This window comes from Flavobacterium sp. ACN2, from assembly GCF_002303885.1.
GTDB lineage: Bacteria > Bacteroidota > Bacteroidia > Flavobacteriales > Flavobacteriaceae > Flavobacterium.
In genome coordinates this window covers 96,036-112,738 of sequence record NZ_MRCM01000001.1, presented here as the reverse complement: position 1 = coordinate 112,738, position 16,703 = coordinate 96,036, and the positions used below count along the sequence as shown (strand labels likewise).

Here is a 16,703-nt window from a genome sequence, read left to right as displayed (position 1 = left end):
GCAGCTGAATGAAAATGGACTGTTTTTAATACAATTTGAATCATTTGAGAGAGATATTGACACAAATGAAGCATTTTATTTTGAATAAAAAGCGTCTACTTTGAATTTTCAAATAAACGATATTGATAATTTTTTAAGGATAAAAATATACTATCAATAAAATAAAGTTTGAAAAATCTAACCATTACTAATTTTGAAACAAAATGAACAATTTGTTACAACCAAAGAATATTAGTTCTTTTTTTGCGCGTATTCCAGACGGATAAAAAGAGCCATATTTCATTAAACCAAACCACAAAAAGAAATAAAACTATCTAAAATGCAAAAATCAATGAAAACAAAGTTCACTCACTTTTTAACGAAGAGATATTACCTCTTGGTTTTCTTTAGTTTATTACTGCAGTCCACTTTTGCCCAGCAAATAAATGTTACGGGAAAAGTAACTACCGCAGACGGACAAGCGGTTCCTTTTGCGAATGTTTTGATAAAAGGAACTCAAAATGGTGCTGTTACTGATTTTGACGGGAGTTATAAAATCACCGCCAACGGAAATCAGACACTAGTCTTTAGTTCGCAGGGCTATAAAACAATCGAAATTGCAATTAACAACAAAACTTCTATAAATGTTACAATGGCAGAAGATGCCATGAAACTCAATGAGATAGTAGTTGTAGGTTACGGATCGCAACAGAAAAAAGATCTTACAGGAGCAGTTGCATTGGTTAAACCTGAAGAAATTCAGAAAAGACAAGTTACAACAGTTGCAGACGGACTTCAAGGCTTGGTTACTGGAGTTAAAGTTCGCGGAGGCGGGCGCCCAGGACAAGAAGCCAATATTGAAATTCGCGGACTTAAAAACCTTCAAAATACAAACCCATTATACGTAATTGACGGTTTGGTAACTTCTGCAAACAGAGACTTTAACCCAAATGATATCGAATCGATTCAGGTTTTAAAAGATGCTTCTGCAGCAGCGATTTACGGTTCTAGAGCGGCAAATGGTGTTATTATTATTACGACTAAAAAAGGTAAAAAAGGACCGCTTCAGGTTGAAGTATCAGCAAAAAGCAGTCTTCAGGTTATGCCTCGTTACGATTTGATGGGAACTGAGGAATTTGCCAAATACAACAACATGGCTTATGATAATGCTGGATTCCCAAGACAAAACTTGAATATGGCTGTTAATACAGACTGGCAGGATGCCACTTTTCAAACGGGAATGATTCAAGATTACAACGCGAGTTTTTCTGGAGGAAATGAGAATTCTACCTTTTTTATGTCTGGAAATTATTTTGGAAATGAAGGAACAGTTATCGGAACTGATTTTGACAGAATTTCATTCCGTGTCAATTCAAGCGGTACAAAAGGAATTTTCAGTATTGGAGAAAACTTAGCGATCAGTAATGCTAAAACAGATGAAATGTCTGGAAATCCAATTATCGATGTTTACAGAATGACGCCAACGATTCCGCTTTACGATCCATCAAATCCTGGAGGATATGGTTATGGAAAACAAGGTGTTGCCGATACTTTCGGAACAAACCCTTTGGCTTTGGCTGATTTTTCTAATGTAACTAATGAAAATTTTAGAATTAGAGGAAACATTTGGTCAGAATTAAAGTTTGTGCCTTGGCTGAAATACCGTTTCAATTTTGGATATGAAACGAGTTTCGATTCTTATAAATACATGAGAAAAAAAGGAAGTTGGACATTAAACCAGCCTCAAGATCCTTCTCAAACCGATCAAAACAAAGGAAGATCAGAGACTTTGTTGTTTGAAAATACATTGACTTTCAAAAAAGAATTTGGTAAACATGATATTACGCTTTTAGTAGGTCAGACGTATCAAAAAGACAATTATGACCAGATTTATGGAACAAAAAGAAATCTTCCGATGAATTCTGGAACTGGACAATATTATGAGGTTTTAAACCAAGGAGATTCACCAGTTGTGGGAGGTTTCATTAATGAAGCGGCTTTAACTTCGTATTTAGGAAGGTTAGAATACAGTTACGATAACCGCTATTTATTTAATGCCGTAATCAGACGTGATGGGTCTTCAAGATTCAGCGATGGCAATAAATGGGGTAATTTCCCTTCTATTTCTGCGGGATGGAGAATTAGCAACGAATCTTTCTTTAAATCAGAATTCATTAAAGATTTAAAATTAAGAGCAAGTTATGGAGAATTAGGTTCTGGAAATATTAGAGAATACGAATCTAAAAGTTTCATTAATAATTTCGGACAGGTTGTTTTAGGAAAAGACCAAGTTTTATATCCTTCTGCAACTCAAGTAAAATTATCGAACTCGCAATTGCGTTGGGAAAAATTAAAACAAACCAACTTTGGATTAGACTTAGGAATTTTAAATAACGATTTACGTTTTACGGCTGATTATTTCATTGCACGTACAGAAGATGTATTATTTGGTTTTCCAATCTTATTGACTACAGGAAATGATGGAGGAAACCCAATCTCTAATGCTGCAACGGTAGAAAATAAAGGATTTGAGCTTGAATTGGCTTACAGCAAAAAAATCAATGATTTCTCTTTTAATGCTTCTGTAAACTTCACAAAGGTAAACAACAAGCTGGTTTCTTTAGGAAATGGACAAAACGAAAACATTATTGGAAACACAATGACCAGAAGCGGAAGCCCAGTAGGAATGTGGTATGTTTTGGAAACAGATGGACTGTTCCAAAATCAGCAGGAAATTGACAATTACAAAAATGCTGACGGGAAAGTTATCATGCCAAATGCAGTACCTGGAGATATTCGTTTTAAAGACAATAATGGAGACGGACAAATTACAAACGAAGACAAAGCGATTGTGGGAAGTCCATGGCCAGAATTTGAAATGGGTTTAAATGCTGGAGCTGAATATAAAAACTTTGATTTTTCTATGAACTGGATTGCTTCAAACGGTGCTACAGTTTACAACGGATTTAGAAGTGTTGTAGATCGTTTTGATGACAATAGCAATTACAGAACTGGAATTCAGCCTTGGACACCAGAAAATCCAAATACCGATTTTCCTAGAGTTACAAAAGGTTCGACTTTAAATTCAAGAGGAGATAGCGACCGTTTCTTAGAAAGCGGCAATTTCATCAGACTAAAATACATTGGTTTTGGATACAATCTTCCAAGCAGTGTTTTAGAAAAATCAGGAATTACAAGAGCAAGATTGACTTTATCTGCACAAAACATTCTAACAATCACGAAATACAAAGGTTTAGATCCTGAGTTTAGCAATACGGGTGATAATAGAATTTTTGAAAGAGGTGTTGATAATGGTTCTTTCCCGAATCTTCAGACTTATTCTTTTGGTGTAGAATTTAGCTTTTAATTAAAAAAATAGCGTAATGAAAAAAATAATCATAATAACCGCAGCTTTTTTAGGTCTTGTTTTTACCGCTTGTGAAAACGAATTGGACTTGAATAGCCCAAATGATATTACAGTAGACCAATATTGGAAAACGGAGAGCGATGCACAAGCCGGTGTAAACTCTATTTATGCCATGTTTTACAAAGATGGTTTGTGGGCAAGGTGGATTTATTTCCGTTTAGATTTAACTTCTGATGAAGGGTATAGCGTAAGTCCGTGGACAGAATTGGCAGATTGGACAAGATTCAATTATATCAATTATAATTTTTGGGAAGGAAATGCCGTAACATGGAGAGATATGTACAAAGCCATTTTTAGATGCAATCAGGTTTTGGCCAATGTTCCAAATATAACTTTTCAGAATGAAGATGATAAAAAGAAAATTATCGCACAGGCAAAATTCTTTAGAGCCTTACACTACTATTATGCAGGTGTAATTTGGGAAGATGTGCCGTTGGTTTTAGATCCGTCTACGCCAGCCGATTTGCCGAAACAAGTAAAGGTTGCCGAAATCTGGGCTCAAGTAGAAAAAGATTTGAATGAAGCCTTTGAAGATTTACCAAGAGACTGGGCAGCCGATCAGTTAGGGAGACCAGATAAAGGTGCTGCAAAAGCTTTTCTTGCAAAAGTATACATGCAGCAGCACAAATGGGCAGAAGCAAAAGGAGCACTTGAATTTTTAATTTCTGGAGCAGGAGCGAAGTACAGTTTGGTGTCTAATTACAGAGATAATTTTACGGACACAAATGAAAATAACGGTGAATCTGTTTTTGAAATTCAATTTGGAGATCAAAGAAAAGGGGGAACTGATGAGGCACAAAATGCAGCAGTTTCTAGTAACCGTTCTCAGTTTTTTGCGCCAAGAGGAATTGGATGGTCTGACGGACAAGCGCGTATCTGGTTAGTTGATGCTTTTAAACAAGAAAACAATAAAAATGGAAAACTGGATGAAAGGCTAAGATGGACCTTATTCTATCCTCAACTATTAGCCGATTTTGGAGACAAAACATACGATAGAAATTGGGAGTGGAACAATAATGAAGCTTGGTTTAGAAAAGGAAGCCGTGATTATTACAGAAATAACGAAGACTACTACAATCAGGTAAACTACAGATTGGTTCGTTATGCGGATATTTTATTGCGCTACGCGGAAGTTCTAAACGAATTAGGAAGCACTGCTGAAGCGTATCAGTATGTTGATTTGGTAAGAACTCGTGCAAACATGGATGCATTGGCAACAGCACATCCTGAAATTGGAACCGATCATGACAAATTCTTAGAGCGTTTGAAAATGGAAAGAGTTTTAGAGTTATGTGGTGAAAGCGTTCGTTGGGAAGACTTAAAACGTTGGGGAGATTTAAACACTCAAGCTTCTGTTGATAAAATTGCGCTTCGTGATCCAGATTTTAAAAACTTCACAGTTGGTAAAAATCATAGAATGCCAATTCCACAAAGCGATGTAGATAATAACCCAAATCTAGAGCAGAATTCTGGATATTAAATTACGGATTGGATGGAAACAAAGATAATTTCATTCAACAAGTAAAATCTAATTTGATCTGCTAAAATCTTTTAAAATCTGCGTGAAATGCTTTTTGCATCCATTTTTTCACGCAGATTTATACAGATTAAAGCAGATTTAGAGAGATTTAAATTAAGCTGAAGAATAGAAAAAATCACTCAATGAGTTAAAACTGATTTTTTGAGGGGATCAGATGTAAAAGTCTGGTTCCCTTATCATAAAGAACGATTGTTCAAAAAAATAAAATTGAAATGAAGAAAGTAAAATTGTGTCTGACATTTATGTTAGCAGGACTCGTATTGCTTAGCTGCAACAATAAAAAAAGTACTCCTGAAGAAAAGAAAAGCGAAATCGCATCAATAGAAAAAAGAGAAATCTGGACAAAAGATCAGGCCAATAAATGGTATACAGAACAGCCTTGGTTAGTTGGCGCAAATTATTCTCCTAGCACAGCTATAAATCAGTTAGAGATGTGGCAGGAAGATACTTTTGATCCAAAGAGAATTGATCAGGAATTGGGTTGGGCTGAAGGTCTTGGCATGAATGTAATGCGCGTCTATCTGCACGATTTACTGCATCAGCAGGATGCTGAAGGACTTTACAAACGCATGGATCAATTTTTGGAAATTGCAGACAAACATCATATTAAAACCCTTTTTGTGTTGTTTGATTCTTGTTGGGATCCGTTTCCTGCATTAGGAAAACAGCGCGCTCCAAAACCGCATACGCACAATTCAGGATGGGTGCAAGCTCCAGGGCAAAAAGCGCTTCAGGATAAAACACAATATCCGCGTTTAGAGAAATATGTAAAAGAAACGGTAGCCAAATTTAAAGATGACAAACGAATTTTAGGCTGGGATGTTTGGAACGAACCAGATAACATGACTGGGCCTTCTTACGAAAAAGTAGAAATTAAAAACAAAGTCGATTTGATTTTGCCACTTTTAAAAGATGTTTTTGTATGGGCGAGAGAAAGTAATCCGTCACAGCCATTGACTTCAGGGGTTTGGGTTGGAGATTGGAGCGACGAAGCGAAAATGAAACCAATGCACAAAATGCAGATCGAACAATCTGATATTGTTTCTTTCCACAATTACAACACACCTCAGGATTTCGAAAAAGTAATCAAACAATTACAGCGTTACGGAAAACCATTAATCTGTACAGAATATATGGCAAGACCAAACGGAAGCACTTTTGAAGGCTTTTTGCCTCTTGCGAGAAAATACAACGTAGGAATGATCAACTGGGGATTTGTAGACGGAAAAACACAAACTAAATACGCTTGGGATAGTTGGACGAAAACCTATACAGCAGAGCCAAAATTATGGTTTCACGATGTATTGCACACAGACGGAACGCCATACATAAAAGCTGAAACCGATTTGATTAAGAAAATGACGTCTGAGGTGAATAAGAAGAATTAGATAATGTGTCAATTTGATAATTAGATAATTCGTGACATGTGTTAATTGACTAATTTTTTAATTACCACATTTTCTCATTTTCTAATTATCAAATTGACTAATTGACACATTAAAAAAACAGTTTATGAAAACAATAAAGAACTTATTTTTTCTAATGATGATTCTGGTCGGATTTTCCGCGAAAGCGCAACAACCAGATCCGCCGGGACAAGTGAAGGGAAATGAAAAACCAAAAAACGAAGCTTATTTGTTTGCGCACATGACGCATAACGATTACGGCAGATTGTATTATTCTGTTAGTTTGGACGGACTTCATTGGGAAAACCTGAATAACGGAAAACGTGTTTTTGAAGATTATAAAGGACATCCCGATATCTGCAAAGGGCCAGACGGAAAATATTACATTGCAGGAAATACAGGAGACGACGCAAAAAGCATTAATATCTGGGTTTCGGATGATTTGATTACTTGGAAAAAACATTCTGATTATACACCAGATTTAAAAAGCACTCCTGATTATTCAAATGCTTTACAGCGAATAGGTGCACCAAAATTGTATTACGACAAAGATTCAGAAAAATTCATCATGACTTGGCATACGCCACATTTGGAAGGAACGAAAGAAGACGGAGAACGTTATTGGGCGAGTCAGCGTACCTTGTATGTTTTATCTAAAGATCTAAAAACTTTCGAAGGAACGCCAAAACGCTTATTCGACTGGGATATGGGAACGATTGATGTTTTTATTCGTAAAGTCGGCGATTCTTATTATGCCGTGATCAAAGACGAAACCTATCCAACTTTGTATTGGACAACCGGAAAAACCATCCGAATTGCCAAATCAAAATCCCTTTTAGGCCCTTATTCTTTGCCCCAGCAATCGATCAGTCCAAACTTTAGAGAAGCGCCAATGCTAATTCCTTCTCCTGATGACAAAATATGGTACATGTATTACGAACAATACCCAGGTGTTTCCTACGGATTATCAATCGCAGATAACCTAAACGGACCTTGGTTTCAAGCCTCAGGATATACTTTTTTCTCCGATTGGGACAAATATAGTCTTCCAGAAAAAGTGCGCCACGGCTGCATGATTACAATCTCTAAAAAAGAATACGACAGTTTGGTGAAGAAATTCGGAAAATAATGGTGAATTGTAAATTGTTAATGATTAATTATTTCCAAACTTCATTTTTGAAGTTCTGTGTAATTTACAATTTACCATTAACAATTCACAATTAAAAAAACTTGGTTAGTTAAGTTAGTTTAGTTCAGTAATTATCGGGCTTATGTGGAGATGAGCCCGGTAATTCATTTTGATTTAGAAGAAATATTACGGTAAATATCTTCACCATATAAGTTATGTAAGTTCATATTAAATCTTGTCTTAAATAAAAGTAAAAACTTATATGCTCTCGGCATTTTTTTTAGCGAGTTAAACTAAAATGAACTTACATGACTTATATGGTTTAAAAAACTTACAAGTATAAAAATATAAAGCATGAAAAGAAAAAGTATCCTTTTTTTAGCCTTGTTATCCATGTTTGCGGTAAATGCGCAATGGAAACCACAAGGTGATAAAATCAAAACCAAATGGGCAGAGCAGGTTGATCCTAAGAAAACTTTACCCGAATATCCTCGTCCGATTATGGAGCGCGGCCAATGGAAAAATCTGAATGGTTTGTGGAATTATAGCATTCAAGAATTTGGAAAAGCCGTGCCTTCAAAATATGACGGGCAGATTCTGGTTCCGTTTGCGGCAGAATCGAGCTTGTCTGGCGTGATGAAAGAAGTGGGAGCTAAAAACGAACTTTGGTACGAAACCCAATTTTCGATTGAATCAGGTTGGAATGGAAAAAACATCCTTTTACATTTTGGCGCTGTAGATTGGAAAACAGAAGTTTTTGTGAATGATGTAAAAGTCGGTTCTCATACGGGAGGATATACACCATTTTCGTTCAATATTACGCCATTCATCCAAAAAGGGAAAAATCAGAAATTGGTAGTAAAAGTTTGGGATCCTTCCAACGATGGGCCTCAGCCAAGAGGAAAACAAGTTAAAAAGCCAGAAGGAATCTGGTACACACCCGTTACAGGAATCTGGCAGACGGTTTGGATTGAGCCTGTAAATGCTAAAAACATTGCAGCATTAAAAACAACGCCAAATATTGATCAAAATACGATTAGTGTTAAAGCTGAGGTAAATGGAGCAGAAAAAGGAGATTTAGTAGAGATTTCTGTTTTCGATAACGGAAAAGAGATTGCTAAAGAAAAAGCGGTTGTAGGCGAAAGCAATGATATTATTTTGAATAATCCGAAATTGTGGTCGCCTGAAAGTCCGTTTTTGTATCAGACTAAAATTCGCTTAATCAGCAAAAATAAAGTCGTTGATGAGGTGAAAAGTTATTTTGCAATGCGAAAAATTTCATCTAAACGAGATGAAAATGGAATCGTGAGAATGCAGTTAAACAACAAAGATTATTTCCAGTTTGGACCTCTTGACCAAGGCTGGTGGCCTGACGGATTGTACACCGCACCAACTGATGAAGCTTTGAAATATGATATTATTAAAACCAAAGAATTAGGTTTTAATATGATTCGTAAACACGTAAAAGTAGAGCCAGAACGTTGGTATACGTATTGCGATCAGTTAGGAATTCTAGTTTGGCAAGATATGCCGAGCGGTGACGATCAGCCGATTTGGCAAAACACAAAATATTTTACGGGAACAGAATTACAGCGTTCGGCAAAATCTGAAGAAATCTACAGAAAAGAGTGGAGAGAGATTATGGATCATTTGTATTCGTATCCAAGTATTGTGGTTTGGGTTCCGTTTAACGAAGCTTGGGGACAATTTAAAACCGTTGAAATTACAGAATGGACAAAAAAACATGATTCAACGCGTTTGATTAATTCTGCGAGCGGTGGAAATCACTTCCAGACGGGCGATATTTTGGATTTGCATAATTATCCAGGGCCAGAAATGTATTTGTACGATGCCCGAAGAGTTACAGTCTTGGGAGAGTATGGCGGAATCGGACTTCCGTTGGAAGGGCATTTATGGAGGGCAAATGACAACTGGGGTTACATTAAATTTAAAAATGCAAGTGAAGTTACCACTGAATACCTAAAGTACGCGGAAACGCTTCGAAAATACGTTAAAACGGGATTCTCGGCAGCAGTCTACACACAGACAACAGATGTTGAAGGTGAAGTAAACGGTTTTATGACTTATGATCGAAAAGTAGACAAAATGGATTTTAAAGCGGTGAATAAAATTAATACGGAGGTTATGAATGCTTTGAATTAGAATTAAATTTATTTCTCCCGCAGATTTGGCAGATTACACTGATAAAAAAAATCTGCAAAATCTGCGAGAGAAAATTCAAAGACTAACAAAAAATTAAAAATGAAAAAATATCTAATCCTTTTTCTGTTCACAACAATAAGTTTTGCACAGCAAAAAACATTCACAAACCCCATTCTGCCATCGGGAGCAGATCCTTACAGCACGTATTACAAAGGCTATTATTACTATACCAACACGCTTGGAAATAAATTGGTGTTGTGGAAAACAAAAGACCTTTCTGATATCAAAAATGCCGAAAGCAAAGTGATTTGGACACCACCCAAAAACACCAATTATTCGGCAGAAATCTGGGCGCCAGAGTTTCATATCATCAACGGAAAGTGGTATTGCTATTTTGCAGCCGATAATGGCGATAATAACAATCACAGAATGTATGTTTTAGAAAATAAATCATCAGATCCGTTTAAAGGAAAATTTGAGTTTAAAGGTAAAATTGCTGCGAAAACCGATAAATGGGCAATTGATGGGAATGTATTCGAGTATAAAAAACAGCTTTACATGATTTGGGCAGGCTGGGCAGGAGATAAAAACGGTCAGCAGAATATTTACATTGCCAAAATGAAAAATCCGCTTGAGATTGATGGCGATCGTGTTATGATTTCTGCGCCAACAAACGATTGGGAAACACACGGCGCTTTGCATGATGAGGTAAATCCGCCGCAGGTGAATGTGAACGAAGGTCCACAATTTTTAGAAAGAAACAGTAAAATCTTTATTGTTTTCTCGGCAAGCGGATGCTGGACTGATTTCTATGCTTTAGGATTGTTAACATTTAACGGCGGAGAAAATTTGCTAGATGCGAATGCTTGGAAGAAATCTCCTGAGCCTATTTTCAAACAATCTTCAATCAACAAGGTGTATGCGCCAGGACACAATTCATTCTTTAAATCTCCTGATGGAAAAGAAGATTGGATTCTGTATCACGCTAACTCAAACCCGGGCGAAGGTTGCGGGAACAAAAGATCGCCAAGAATGCAGAAAATTGACTGGGATGCAAACGGATTTCCTGTTTTAGGCGAGCCAGTTAGCGAAGGAATGTCATTGGCTATTCCATCAAATTAAAATCATTTTCAAAAAAGATAAAAATGAAAAACATTCAAATTGCTACACTTTTGTTGCTGGCACTTTTTCAATTCAGCTGTAAAGACAGTAAAAAAGAAAATATTGTTTCAAAAGAAAACTCAGAAATCAAATCAGATACAGTAAAAACGGTTTTAGAGACTAAAAACTTCGACACAATCATTGATGGTAAAAAAGTCAGTTTGTATTGGATCGAAAATAAAGATATAAAAGCTGCTTTTACCAACTATGGTGGGCGATTAATAGGTTTATGGGTTAAAGATAAAAACGGAAAACCGACTGATGTTGTTGTTGGAATGAACAGTGCAAAGGGCTTTAAAAACGCCACAGAACCTTACTTTGGCGCTACAATTGGAAGAGTTGGCAACAGAGTTGCATTAGGCAAATTTACACTCGAAGGAAAGCACTATCAGATTCCGCTTAATAATGGGAAAAATGCTTTACACAGTGGTGTAAAAGGGTTTCAGGATGTTGTTTGGAATGCTGAAAAGACAAACGGTAATACTTTGGTTTTTACATATGCTTCGCCAGATGGAGAACAAGGCTTTCCTGGAAATCTGAATGTAAAAGTGACTTATTCGATCACAGATAACAATGCTGTAAAAATGGAATACGAAGCGACGACGGATAAAACTACAATTGTCAATTTAACTAATCATGCCTTTTTCAATTTGAATGGAGAGGGAAGCGGGACAATTTTAAATCATGAATTACAGATTTACGGAGACAAATTTACACCAGTTGATGAAGGTTTGATTCCGACGGGAGAATTGAAATCGGTAAAAAATACGCCATTCGATTTTACATCAAAACATAAAATTGGCGAAAGAATAGAAACCAAAGACGAACAGCTCAAATTCGGAAAAGGTTATGACCACAATTACGTGCTTAGGTCAACGAAAAAAGATGGATTTATTCATGCTGCAACCATAAAAGGAGATATTTCAGGTATTACTTTATATATTTATACAGAAGAGCCTGGACTTCAATTTTATAGCGGAAATTTTATGCAGAGTAAAAACACCTTTAAATCAGGTGTTAAGGATGATTTTAGAACTGCTTTTGCCTTAGAGACACAGCACTTTCCTGATGCGCCAAATCAGCCAAAATTCCCTCAAATAACATTAAAAGCAGGAGAGAAGTATCATACGGTTTCTTTGTATCAATTTTCATCTGAAAAGTAATAAGTTTTGAGTTAGAAGTTAGGATTAAAGAACCATTTTTTAAGGAAGATTTTAGAGCTTATTTTTTTCGAAATTAAGATGAGAATTTTTGAGTAAAATAATGGTTTTTAGTATGAATTTCCATTATAGAGGTTTTCTATAGTGTATCATTAACTATTTGATTTTTAGTTTTTAAATAGAATTAATTAAATAAAAAGTTTAATAATGAAGATAAAAAAATATTTTACGCTTTTAAGTCTGTTTTGTGTCTTTGTTTGCTGTTCTCAAGAGAAAGAAACTGGCAAAAAAACAGCTTCAAAAGACAAACCAATCTTGTTGGCAGATCCGACCATTTTTCACGAAAATGGAGTTTATCATTTGTACGGAACCACAACGGGAGATTTTCCTAACGGAGAAGGTTTTCAGGTGTACACTTCTTCTGATTTGAAAAAATGGAAAGGGCCTGTTGGAGCACAAAATGGTTTAGCATTAAAAAAAGGAGACGCTTATGGGACGAAAGGTTTTTGGGCACCGCAGGTTTTTAAATACAACAATAAATTTCATATGATTTATACCGCCGATGAGAATATTGCCATTGCAAGCAGTGATAGTCCGCTTGGGCCATTTAAAAACGATTCTAAGACTCCAATGTTTAATTCGGGCAATCAGATCGATCCTTTCTTTTTTGTTGATCAGGACGGCAAAAAATACCTTTATCACGTGCGTTTGACCAATGGAAACCGAATTTTTGTAGCGGAACTTAAAGATGACTGGTCTGGAATTAAAGAAGAAACCCTTAAAGAATGTATTTCTGGCGGTCTTCCGTGGGAAAATACCCAGAATGTTTCTTGGCCAGTTACAGAAGGACCAACGGTATTGAAACACAATGATTTGTATTACATGATTTATTCTGCAAACGATTTTAGAAACCCTGATTATGCAGTAGGTTATGCAACAGCTAAGAGTCCGTTTGGACCTTGGGAAAAAGCAACTGAAAGCCCGATAATCAGCCGAAAAGATGTGGGGATAAATGGAGTAGGTCACGGTGATGTTTTCTATGATACAAACGGAAAAATGAAGTATGTACTGCATACACATTTTAGCAATAGCGGTGTTTCTCCAAGAAAAGCAGGAATAATCGATATTGATTTTGAAGGAAATAAAATCAAAGCAGATGCTAAAAGTTTTGTTTTATTGCAAGAATAAAGCTTGTGATTTTAGGGTTGATAACGCGGGGCTGACTCAATTTGAGTTGGCCCTTTTTTTAACATTTTAACCTGCTTTTAACACAGATGCCATTTTAATATTGTCTATTTCAGTTCAGATTCGTACATTGTTAAAAATTACAGACATGACTAAAAAAATAGAAGATTTAATTCCGCATCGTGCTCCATTTCTCTTTGTAGATGAAATTATTTCTTATACCACAGACACAATCGTTGGTTTAAAGACGTTTACAGATAAAGATGCCTGGCTTCAGGGCAGTTTTCCCGATTTTAATTTTGTTCCGGGAACTATTTTGATTGAAGCGATGGCACAATGTGGCGGTGCAGGTATAAAGCTTTTAGGGATTGCAGATGGCGTTTTTGGATTGGTTAGTATGGATAATGTTGAATTTTTTGCGGGTGTTGAGTTCAATAAACTCGTTAAATTTGTTGTAAAAAACATTCGCACAAGCGAAAAAATCATAAAACAATCGGGTGAAGCTTTTGATGAGGATAGATTGATTATGAAAGGGGAATGGATGTGTGTGAAGTTGCAGTAGGAGAATAGAGAATAGAAGCAAGAGAAAAGATCTGGTAGAGGCAAGAGCGATTGAGAAATAAAGAAAGCGTCCTGAGATAATCTTGGGACGCTTTTCTTTTTACATTTTTGTGATGATGAATTCGCTTCGGCGGTTGATTTGGTGTTGTGCTTCTGTGCAGGGAACTCCGTTGGAGCAATTGTTGATTAATTGGGTTTCTCCGTAGCCAATTGCGCTTTCTATTCTTTCTGGTGCAACTCCTTGAGAAATTAGATAATCTCTTGTAGCTTTTGCTCTTCGGTCAGATAATTCGAGATTGTATTGGTCGTTGGCACGGGAGTCGGTATGCGATTCGATTTTGATCACAACCGTGTTGTACTGATGCATTAAGAGAACTACTTTATTAAGTTCTATTGCAGCATCATAACGAATATCAGATTTATCTAAATCAAAGAAAATAATTCCGATTTTTATTTTTAGAACTCCATTTTCGCGAACAATTAAAGCAGGATCTAAGCCTACAAGAGCTTCTGTTTTTCCAGAACTGTTTGCTGTTACGATTGCTTTAGTATTGGCATTATAATTCTCTTTTGTAACTTCAATCGTATAAGGAGTATTGCAATTTACATTGTTATTGAAATCGTATATTCCGTCCAATTGAGAAACAGTTTCGGCCACTTTTATTCCGTTTGCATTTTTCAGCGTTACCATGGCACCTGCAATTCTGTTGTTTGAAATGGCATCAAAAACATAACCGCTTATGGCTTGATTGCAAGATCTTTCAAAAGAGTAAATGTCATCATCGCCTTTTCCTGTTTTTCTATTCGAACAGACAAAACCTTTATTGGTCGCTTCGTTAACGATATAGCCAAAATCGTCTCGATTGCTGTTTAATGGCGCTCCCAAATTTGCTGGTGTGTCAAAAACGCCATCGTTTATTCTGCTTTCGAATACGTCTAGACCTCCTAAACCTAAAAATCCGTCAGAAGAAAAATACAATGCTTGATCGGTGATGTACGGAAACATTTCGCGTCCTGTTGTGTTTATTTTTTCGCCTAAATTTTTGGGTTCAGAGAATTGATTATTGCCTAAAATATCGACTACAAAAATATCTGTCGAACCAATTGTTCCAGGCATATCCGACACGAAATAGAGCTTTTTTCCGTCTTTACTTACCGCAGGATGCCCTACGGAATAACTGTCGCTGTTAAAAGGCAGTTCCTGAATATTGGTCCAATTTGTGGCGCCATTTTCGCTTTCTACAGCTGTTGCCGAATAAATTTTAAGATTATTGATGCCTTTATTATCTCGTTTCAGTTTTCCGTTATAATTGTTTCGGGTAAAATAAATCGTTTTTTCATCGGGAGAAAAGGCGATACAGGCTTCGTGATACTTGGTTGTAATGTCTTTTCCGAAACGTTCTTTAAAAGTCACATTCGATTGTGTTTCGCTTATTTTGCCCAGCTGCATATTTAAATAAGGCTGATCGTTCCATCCGTATCTGTCTGTTTTTAAATACGAAGAATCGACTGTTGTCGAATAAACTAAATCGCCTTTGTAATACATCGGACCAAAATCAGAATAAGTAGAGTTGATGTCTAAGTTTTCTAGTATAAAAGAAGGTTTTATGTTTTCGATATCTTCTAATGTGACATTTTTTAGCGAGAAGTTCTTCGCTCTAGCATCGGTCGATTTTTGTTTTTCGGCGAAGCTCTTCATCCATTTTTTAGCCAGATCATAATTCTGAATTCCCTGCAGCGACTGTGCGTAACGAAAAAGATATTCGGCAGAAACCTCATTTGGATATTCAGCAATCAGCTTTCCGTACCATTTTGAAGCGCTTGACATTCTGGTATTAAAATAATAAGCATCCCCAAGTCGCTGAAGCGTTTCTTTGGAAGCATCACCATTATTTATGGAAAGCTCATACGATTTTGCAGCTTCCACATAATACATCTTATCAAAAAGAGCATCGGCAGTTTTGTTTTTGGTTTGTGAATGAATCAGCTGTATAACCAATAATGCGAGTATAGTAATTGTTCTTTTCATAGACTATCCGTATTAAAAGAATCTTGGTGATTTTAATCCTTTTTTGCGTGAAACCAGTTCAAAACGAAGCATAATTTCGTGCGTACCGCTATTGTAATTTTGCAAAGCGGTGGTTGTATAATCGTAGGCATAACCAGCCATAATCATTGGTGTAATCTGGATTCCGACCAGACCGCTTACGGAGTCTGATGTGCGATAGGAAACACCGAGCGTTAGAGCATTGTTGAACATAAAATTGGCTGATATATCGGCAATAATTGGAGCGCCGGCCACATATTTTAGGAAAACAGCGGGTTTGAATTTGGTATGTGCCGAAAGGTCAAAAACATAACCTCCAATAAGATAAACATGTATTCTCTGATTGACTAAATCTTCGCTGATATCATCATAAGTATAACGTTCGCGGGTCATGAAATTCGGAACGGAAAGTCCGATGTAATCTCTTTCTCCGTGCCAATACAATCCAGCGCCAACTACAGGAAGGAATTTATTGGTAATGTTTTCACGAAATTGCACATCGGGATCTTTGTAGCTTCCTTTAGACCAGTCGATATTAATAACGCGACCGCCGCCTTTTATACCAAAGGAAAGTTTGTGGGTTTCGCCAGATTTGATGGTATATGAGAAATTGGCATCCAAATATTGTTCTTCTGTGGGTCCAATTTCTTCGTTTACGATCGAAATTCCCAGACCTACATTTTTCCCGACTGGAGTATCTAATGAAAAACTTTGCGTGTCTGGAGCTCCTTCAATACCAACCCATTGTGTTCTGTAAATTCCTGTTATGGCTAAATGTCCCAACGAACCGGCATATGCCGAGTTTACGGTGAGTGTATTGTACATATACTGCGTGTATTGCGGGTCTTGCTGTGCAAAGGCTCCATATGCCGAGAATAGAGTTATTATCGCGAAAACCTTTTTTATATTTTTAATCATAGCCAATTTTATTTTGGTTAATCCTAT

11 protein-coding genes are annotated in these 16,703 nt (G+C 36.5%); 9 read left to right on the top strand and 2 right to left on the bottom strand.

Annotated elements, in window-relative coordinates; all coding sequences use genetic code 11:
• Positions 1-331: 331 nt before the first annotated feature.
• The 9 genes from BSF41_RS00385 (at position 332) to BSF41_RS00345 (ending at position 13,712) form a co-directional block, all read left to right on the top strand.
• Positions 332-3,346: a TonB-dependent receptor gene (locus tag BSF41_RS00385; protein ID WP_253251737.1), complete on the top strand. Its 3,015-nt coding sequence runs from the start codon at positions 332-334 to the stop codon at positions 3,344-3,346.
• 16 nt (positions 3,347-3,362) lie between these two features.
• A complete protein-coding gene (locus BSF41_RS00380) occupies positions 3,363-4,886 on the top strand; it encodes a RagB/SusD family nutrient uptake outer membrane protein (protein ID WP_095927556.1) in 1,524 nt (507 codons plus the stop codon).
• A 272-nt stretch (positions 4,887-5,158) separates the two neighbouring features.
• Positions 5,159-6,334, top strand: a complete 1,176-nt coding sequence (locus BSF41_RS00375; protein WP_095927555.1) for a cellulase family glycosylhydrolase — start codon at positions 5,159-5,161, stop codon at positions 6,332-6,334.
• 124 nt (positions 6,335-6,458) lie between these two features.
• Positions 6,459-7,481: a glycoside hydrolase family 43 protein gene (locus BSF41_RS00370; protein WP_095927554.1), complete on the top strand. Its 1,023-nt coding sequence runs from the start codon at positions 6,459-6,461 to the stop codon at positions 7,479-7,481.
• A gap of 354 nt (positions 7,482-7,835) precedes the next feature.
• On the top strand, positions 7,836-9,644 hold the full coding sequence (locus BSF41_RS00365) for a glycoside hydrolase family 2 protein (protein ID WP_095927553.1): 1,809 nt from the start codon (positions 7,836-7,838) through the stop codon (positions 9,642-9,644).
• Positions 9,645-9,743: 99 nt separating this feature from the next.
• The gene (locus BSF41_RS00360) at positions 9,744-10,766 is read left to right on the top strand and encodes a family 43 glycosylhydrolase (protein WP_095927552.1); all 1,023 of its coding nucleotides are present in this window, start codon (positions 9,744-9,746) and stop codon (positions 10,764-10,766) included.
• A 23-nt stretch (positions 10,767-10,789) separates the two neighbouring features.
• Positions 10,790-11,968 carry an aldose epimerase family protein gene (locus BSF41_RS00355; protein WP_095927551.1) on the top strand — a complete coding sequence of 393 codons (1,179 nt, stop codon included), beginning with the start codon at positions 10,790-10,792 and terminating at the stop codon, positions 11,966-11,968.
• A 204-nt stretch (positions 11,969-12,172) separates the two neighbouring features.
• Positions 12,173-13,153 carry a glycoside hydrolase family 43 protein gene (locus BSF41_RS00350; RefSeq protein ID WP_095927550.1) on the top strand — a complete coding sequence of 327 codons (981 nt, stop codon included), beginning with the start codon at positions 12,173-12,175 and terminating at the stop codon, positions 13,151-13,153.
• Positions 13,154-13,298: 145 nt separating this feature from the next.
• Positions 13,299-13,712 (top strand): 3-hydroxyacyl-ACP dehydratase FabZ family protein, encoded by a 414-nt coding sequence (locus tag BSF41_RS00345; RefSeq protein ID WP_095927837.1) that lies wholly within the window; start codon positions 13,299-13,301, stop codon positions 13,710-13,712.
• Between the two features lie 99 nt (positions 13,713-13,811).
• Here the strand turns inward: BSF41_RS00345 and BSF41_RS00340 are convergent, their stop codons facing one another.
• Entirely contained in the window at positions 13,812-15,740 is a 1,929-nt protein-coding gene (locus tag BSF41_RS00340; RefSeq protein ID WP_095927549.1) for an OmpA family protein, read from the bottom strand.
• Positions 15,741-15,752: 12 nt separating this feature from the next.
• A complete protein-coding gene (locus BSF41_RS00335; protein ID WP_172426830.1) occupies positions 15,753-16,676 on the bottom strand; it encodes a type IX secretion system membrane protein PorP/SprF in 924 nt (307 codons plus the stop codon).
• Positions 16,677-16,703: the final 27 nt, after the last annotated feature.

Excerpts from the sequence above, each read along its gene's own strand:
- BSF41_RS00385 (WP_253251737.1), top strand. The coding sequence starts at position 332 with ATGAAAACAAAGTTCACTCACTTTTTAACGAAGAGATATTACCTCTTG.
- BSF41_RS00380 (WP_095927556.1), top strand. The coding sequence starts at position 3,363 with ATGAAAAAAATAATCATAATAACCGCAGCTTTTTTAGGTCTTGTTTTT.
- BSF41_RS00375 (WP_095927555.1), top strand. The coding sequence starts at position 5,159 with ATGAAGAAAGTAAAATTGTGTCTGACATTTATGTTAGCAGGACTCGTA.
- BSF41_RS00370 (WP_095927554.1), top strand. The coding sequence starts at position 6,459 with ATGAAAACAATAAAGAACTTATTTTTTCTAATGATGATTCTGGTCGGA.
- BSF41_RS00365 (WP_095927553.1), top strand. The coding sequence starts at position 7,836 with ATGAAAAGAAAAAGTATCCTTTTTTTAGCCTTGTTATCCATGTTTGCG.
- BSF41_RS00360 (WP_095927552.1), top strand. The coding sequence starts at position 9,744 with ATGAAAAAATATCTAATCCTTTTTCTGTTCACAACAATAAGTTTTGCA.
- BSF41_RS00355 (WP_095927551.1), top strand. The coding sequence starts at position 10,790 with ATGAAAAACATTCAAATTGCTACACTTTTGTTGCTGGCACTTTTTCAA.
- BSF41_RS00350 (WP_095927550.1), top strand. The coding sequence starts at position 12,173 with ATGAAGATAAAAAAATATTTTACGCTTTTAAGTCTGTTTTGTGTCTTT.
- BSF41_RS00345 (WP_095927837.1), top strand. The coding sequence starts at position 13,299 with ATGACTAAAAAAATAGAAGATTTAATTCCGCATCGTGCTCCATTTCTC.
- BSF41_RS00340 (WP_095927549.1), bottom strand. The coding sequence starts at position 15,740 with ATGAAAAGAACAATTACTATACTCGCATTATTGGTTATACAGCTGATT.
- BSF41_RS00335 (WP_172426830.1), bottom strand. The coding sequence starts at position 16,676 with ATGATTAAAAATATAAAAAAGGTTTTCGCGATAATAACTCTATTCTCG.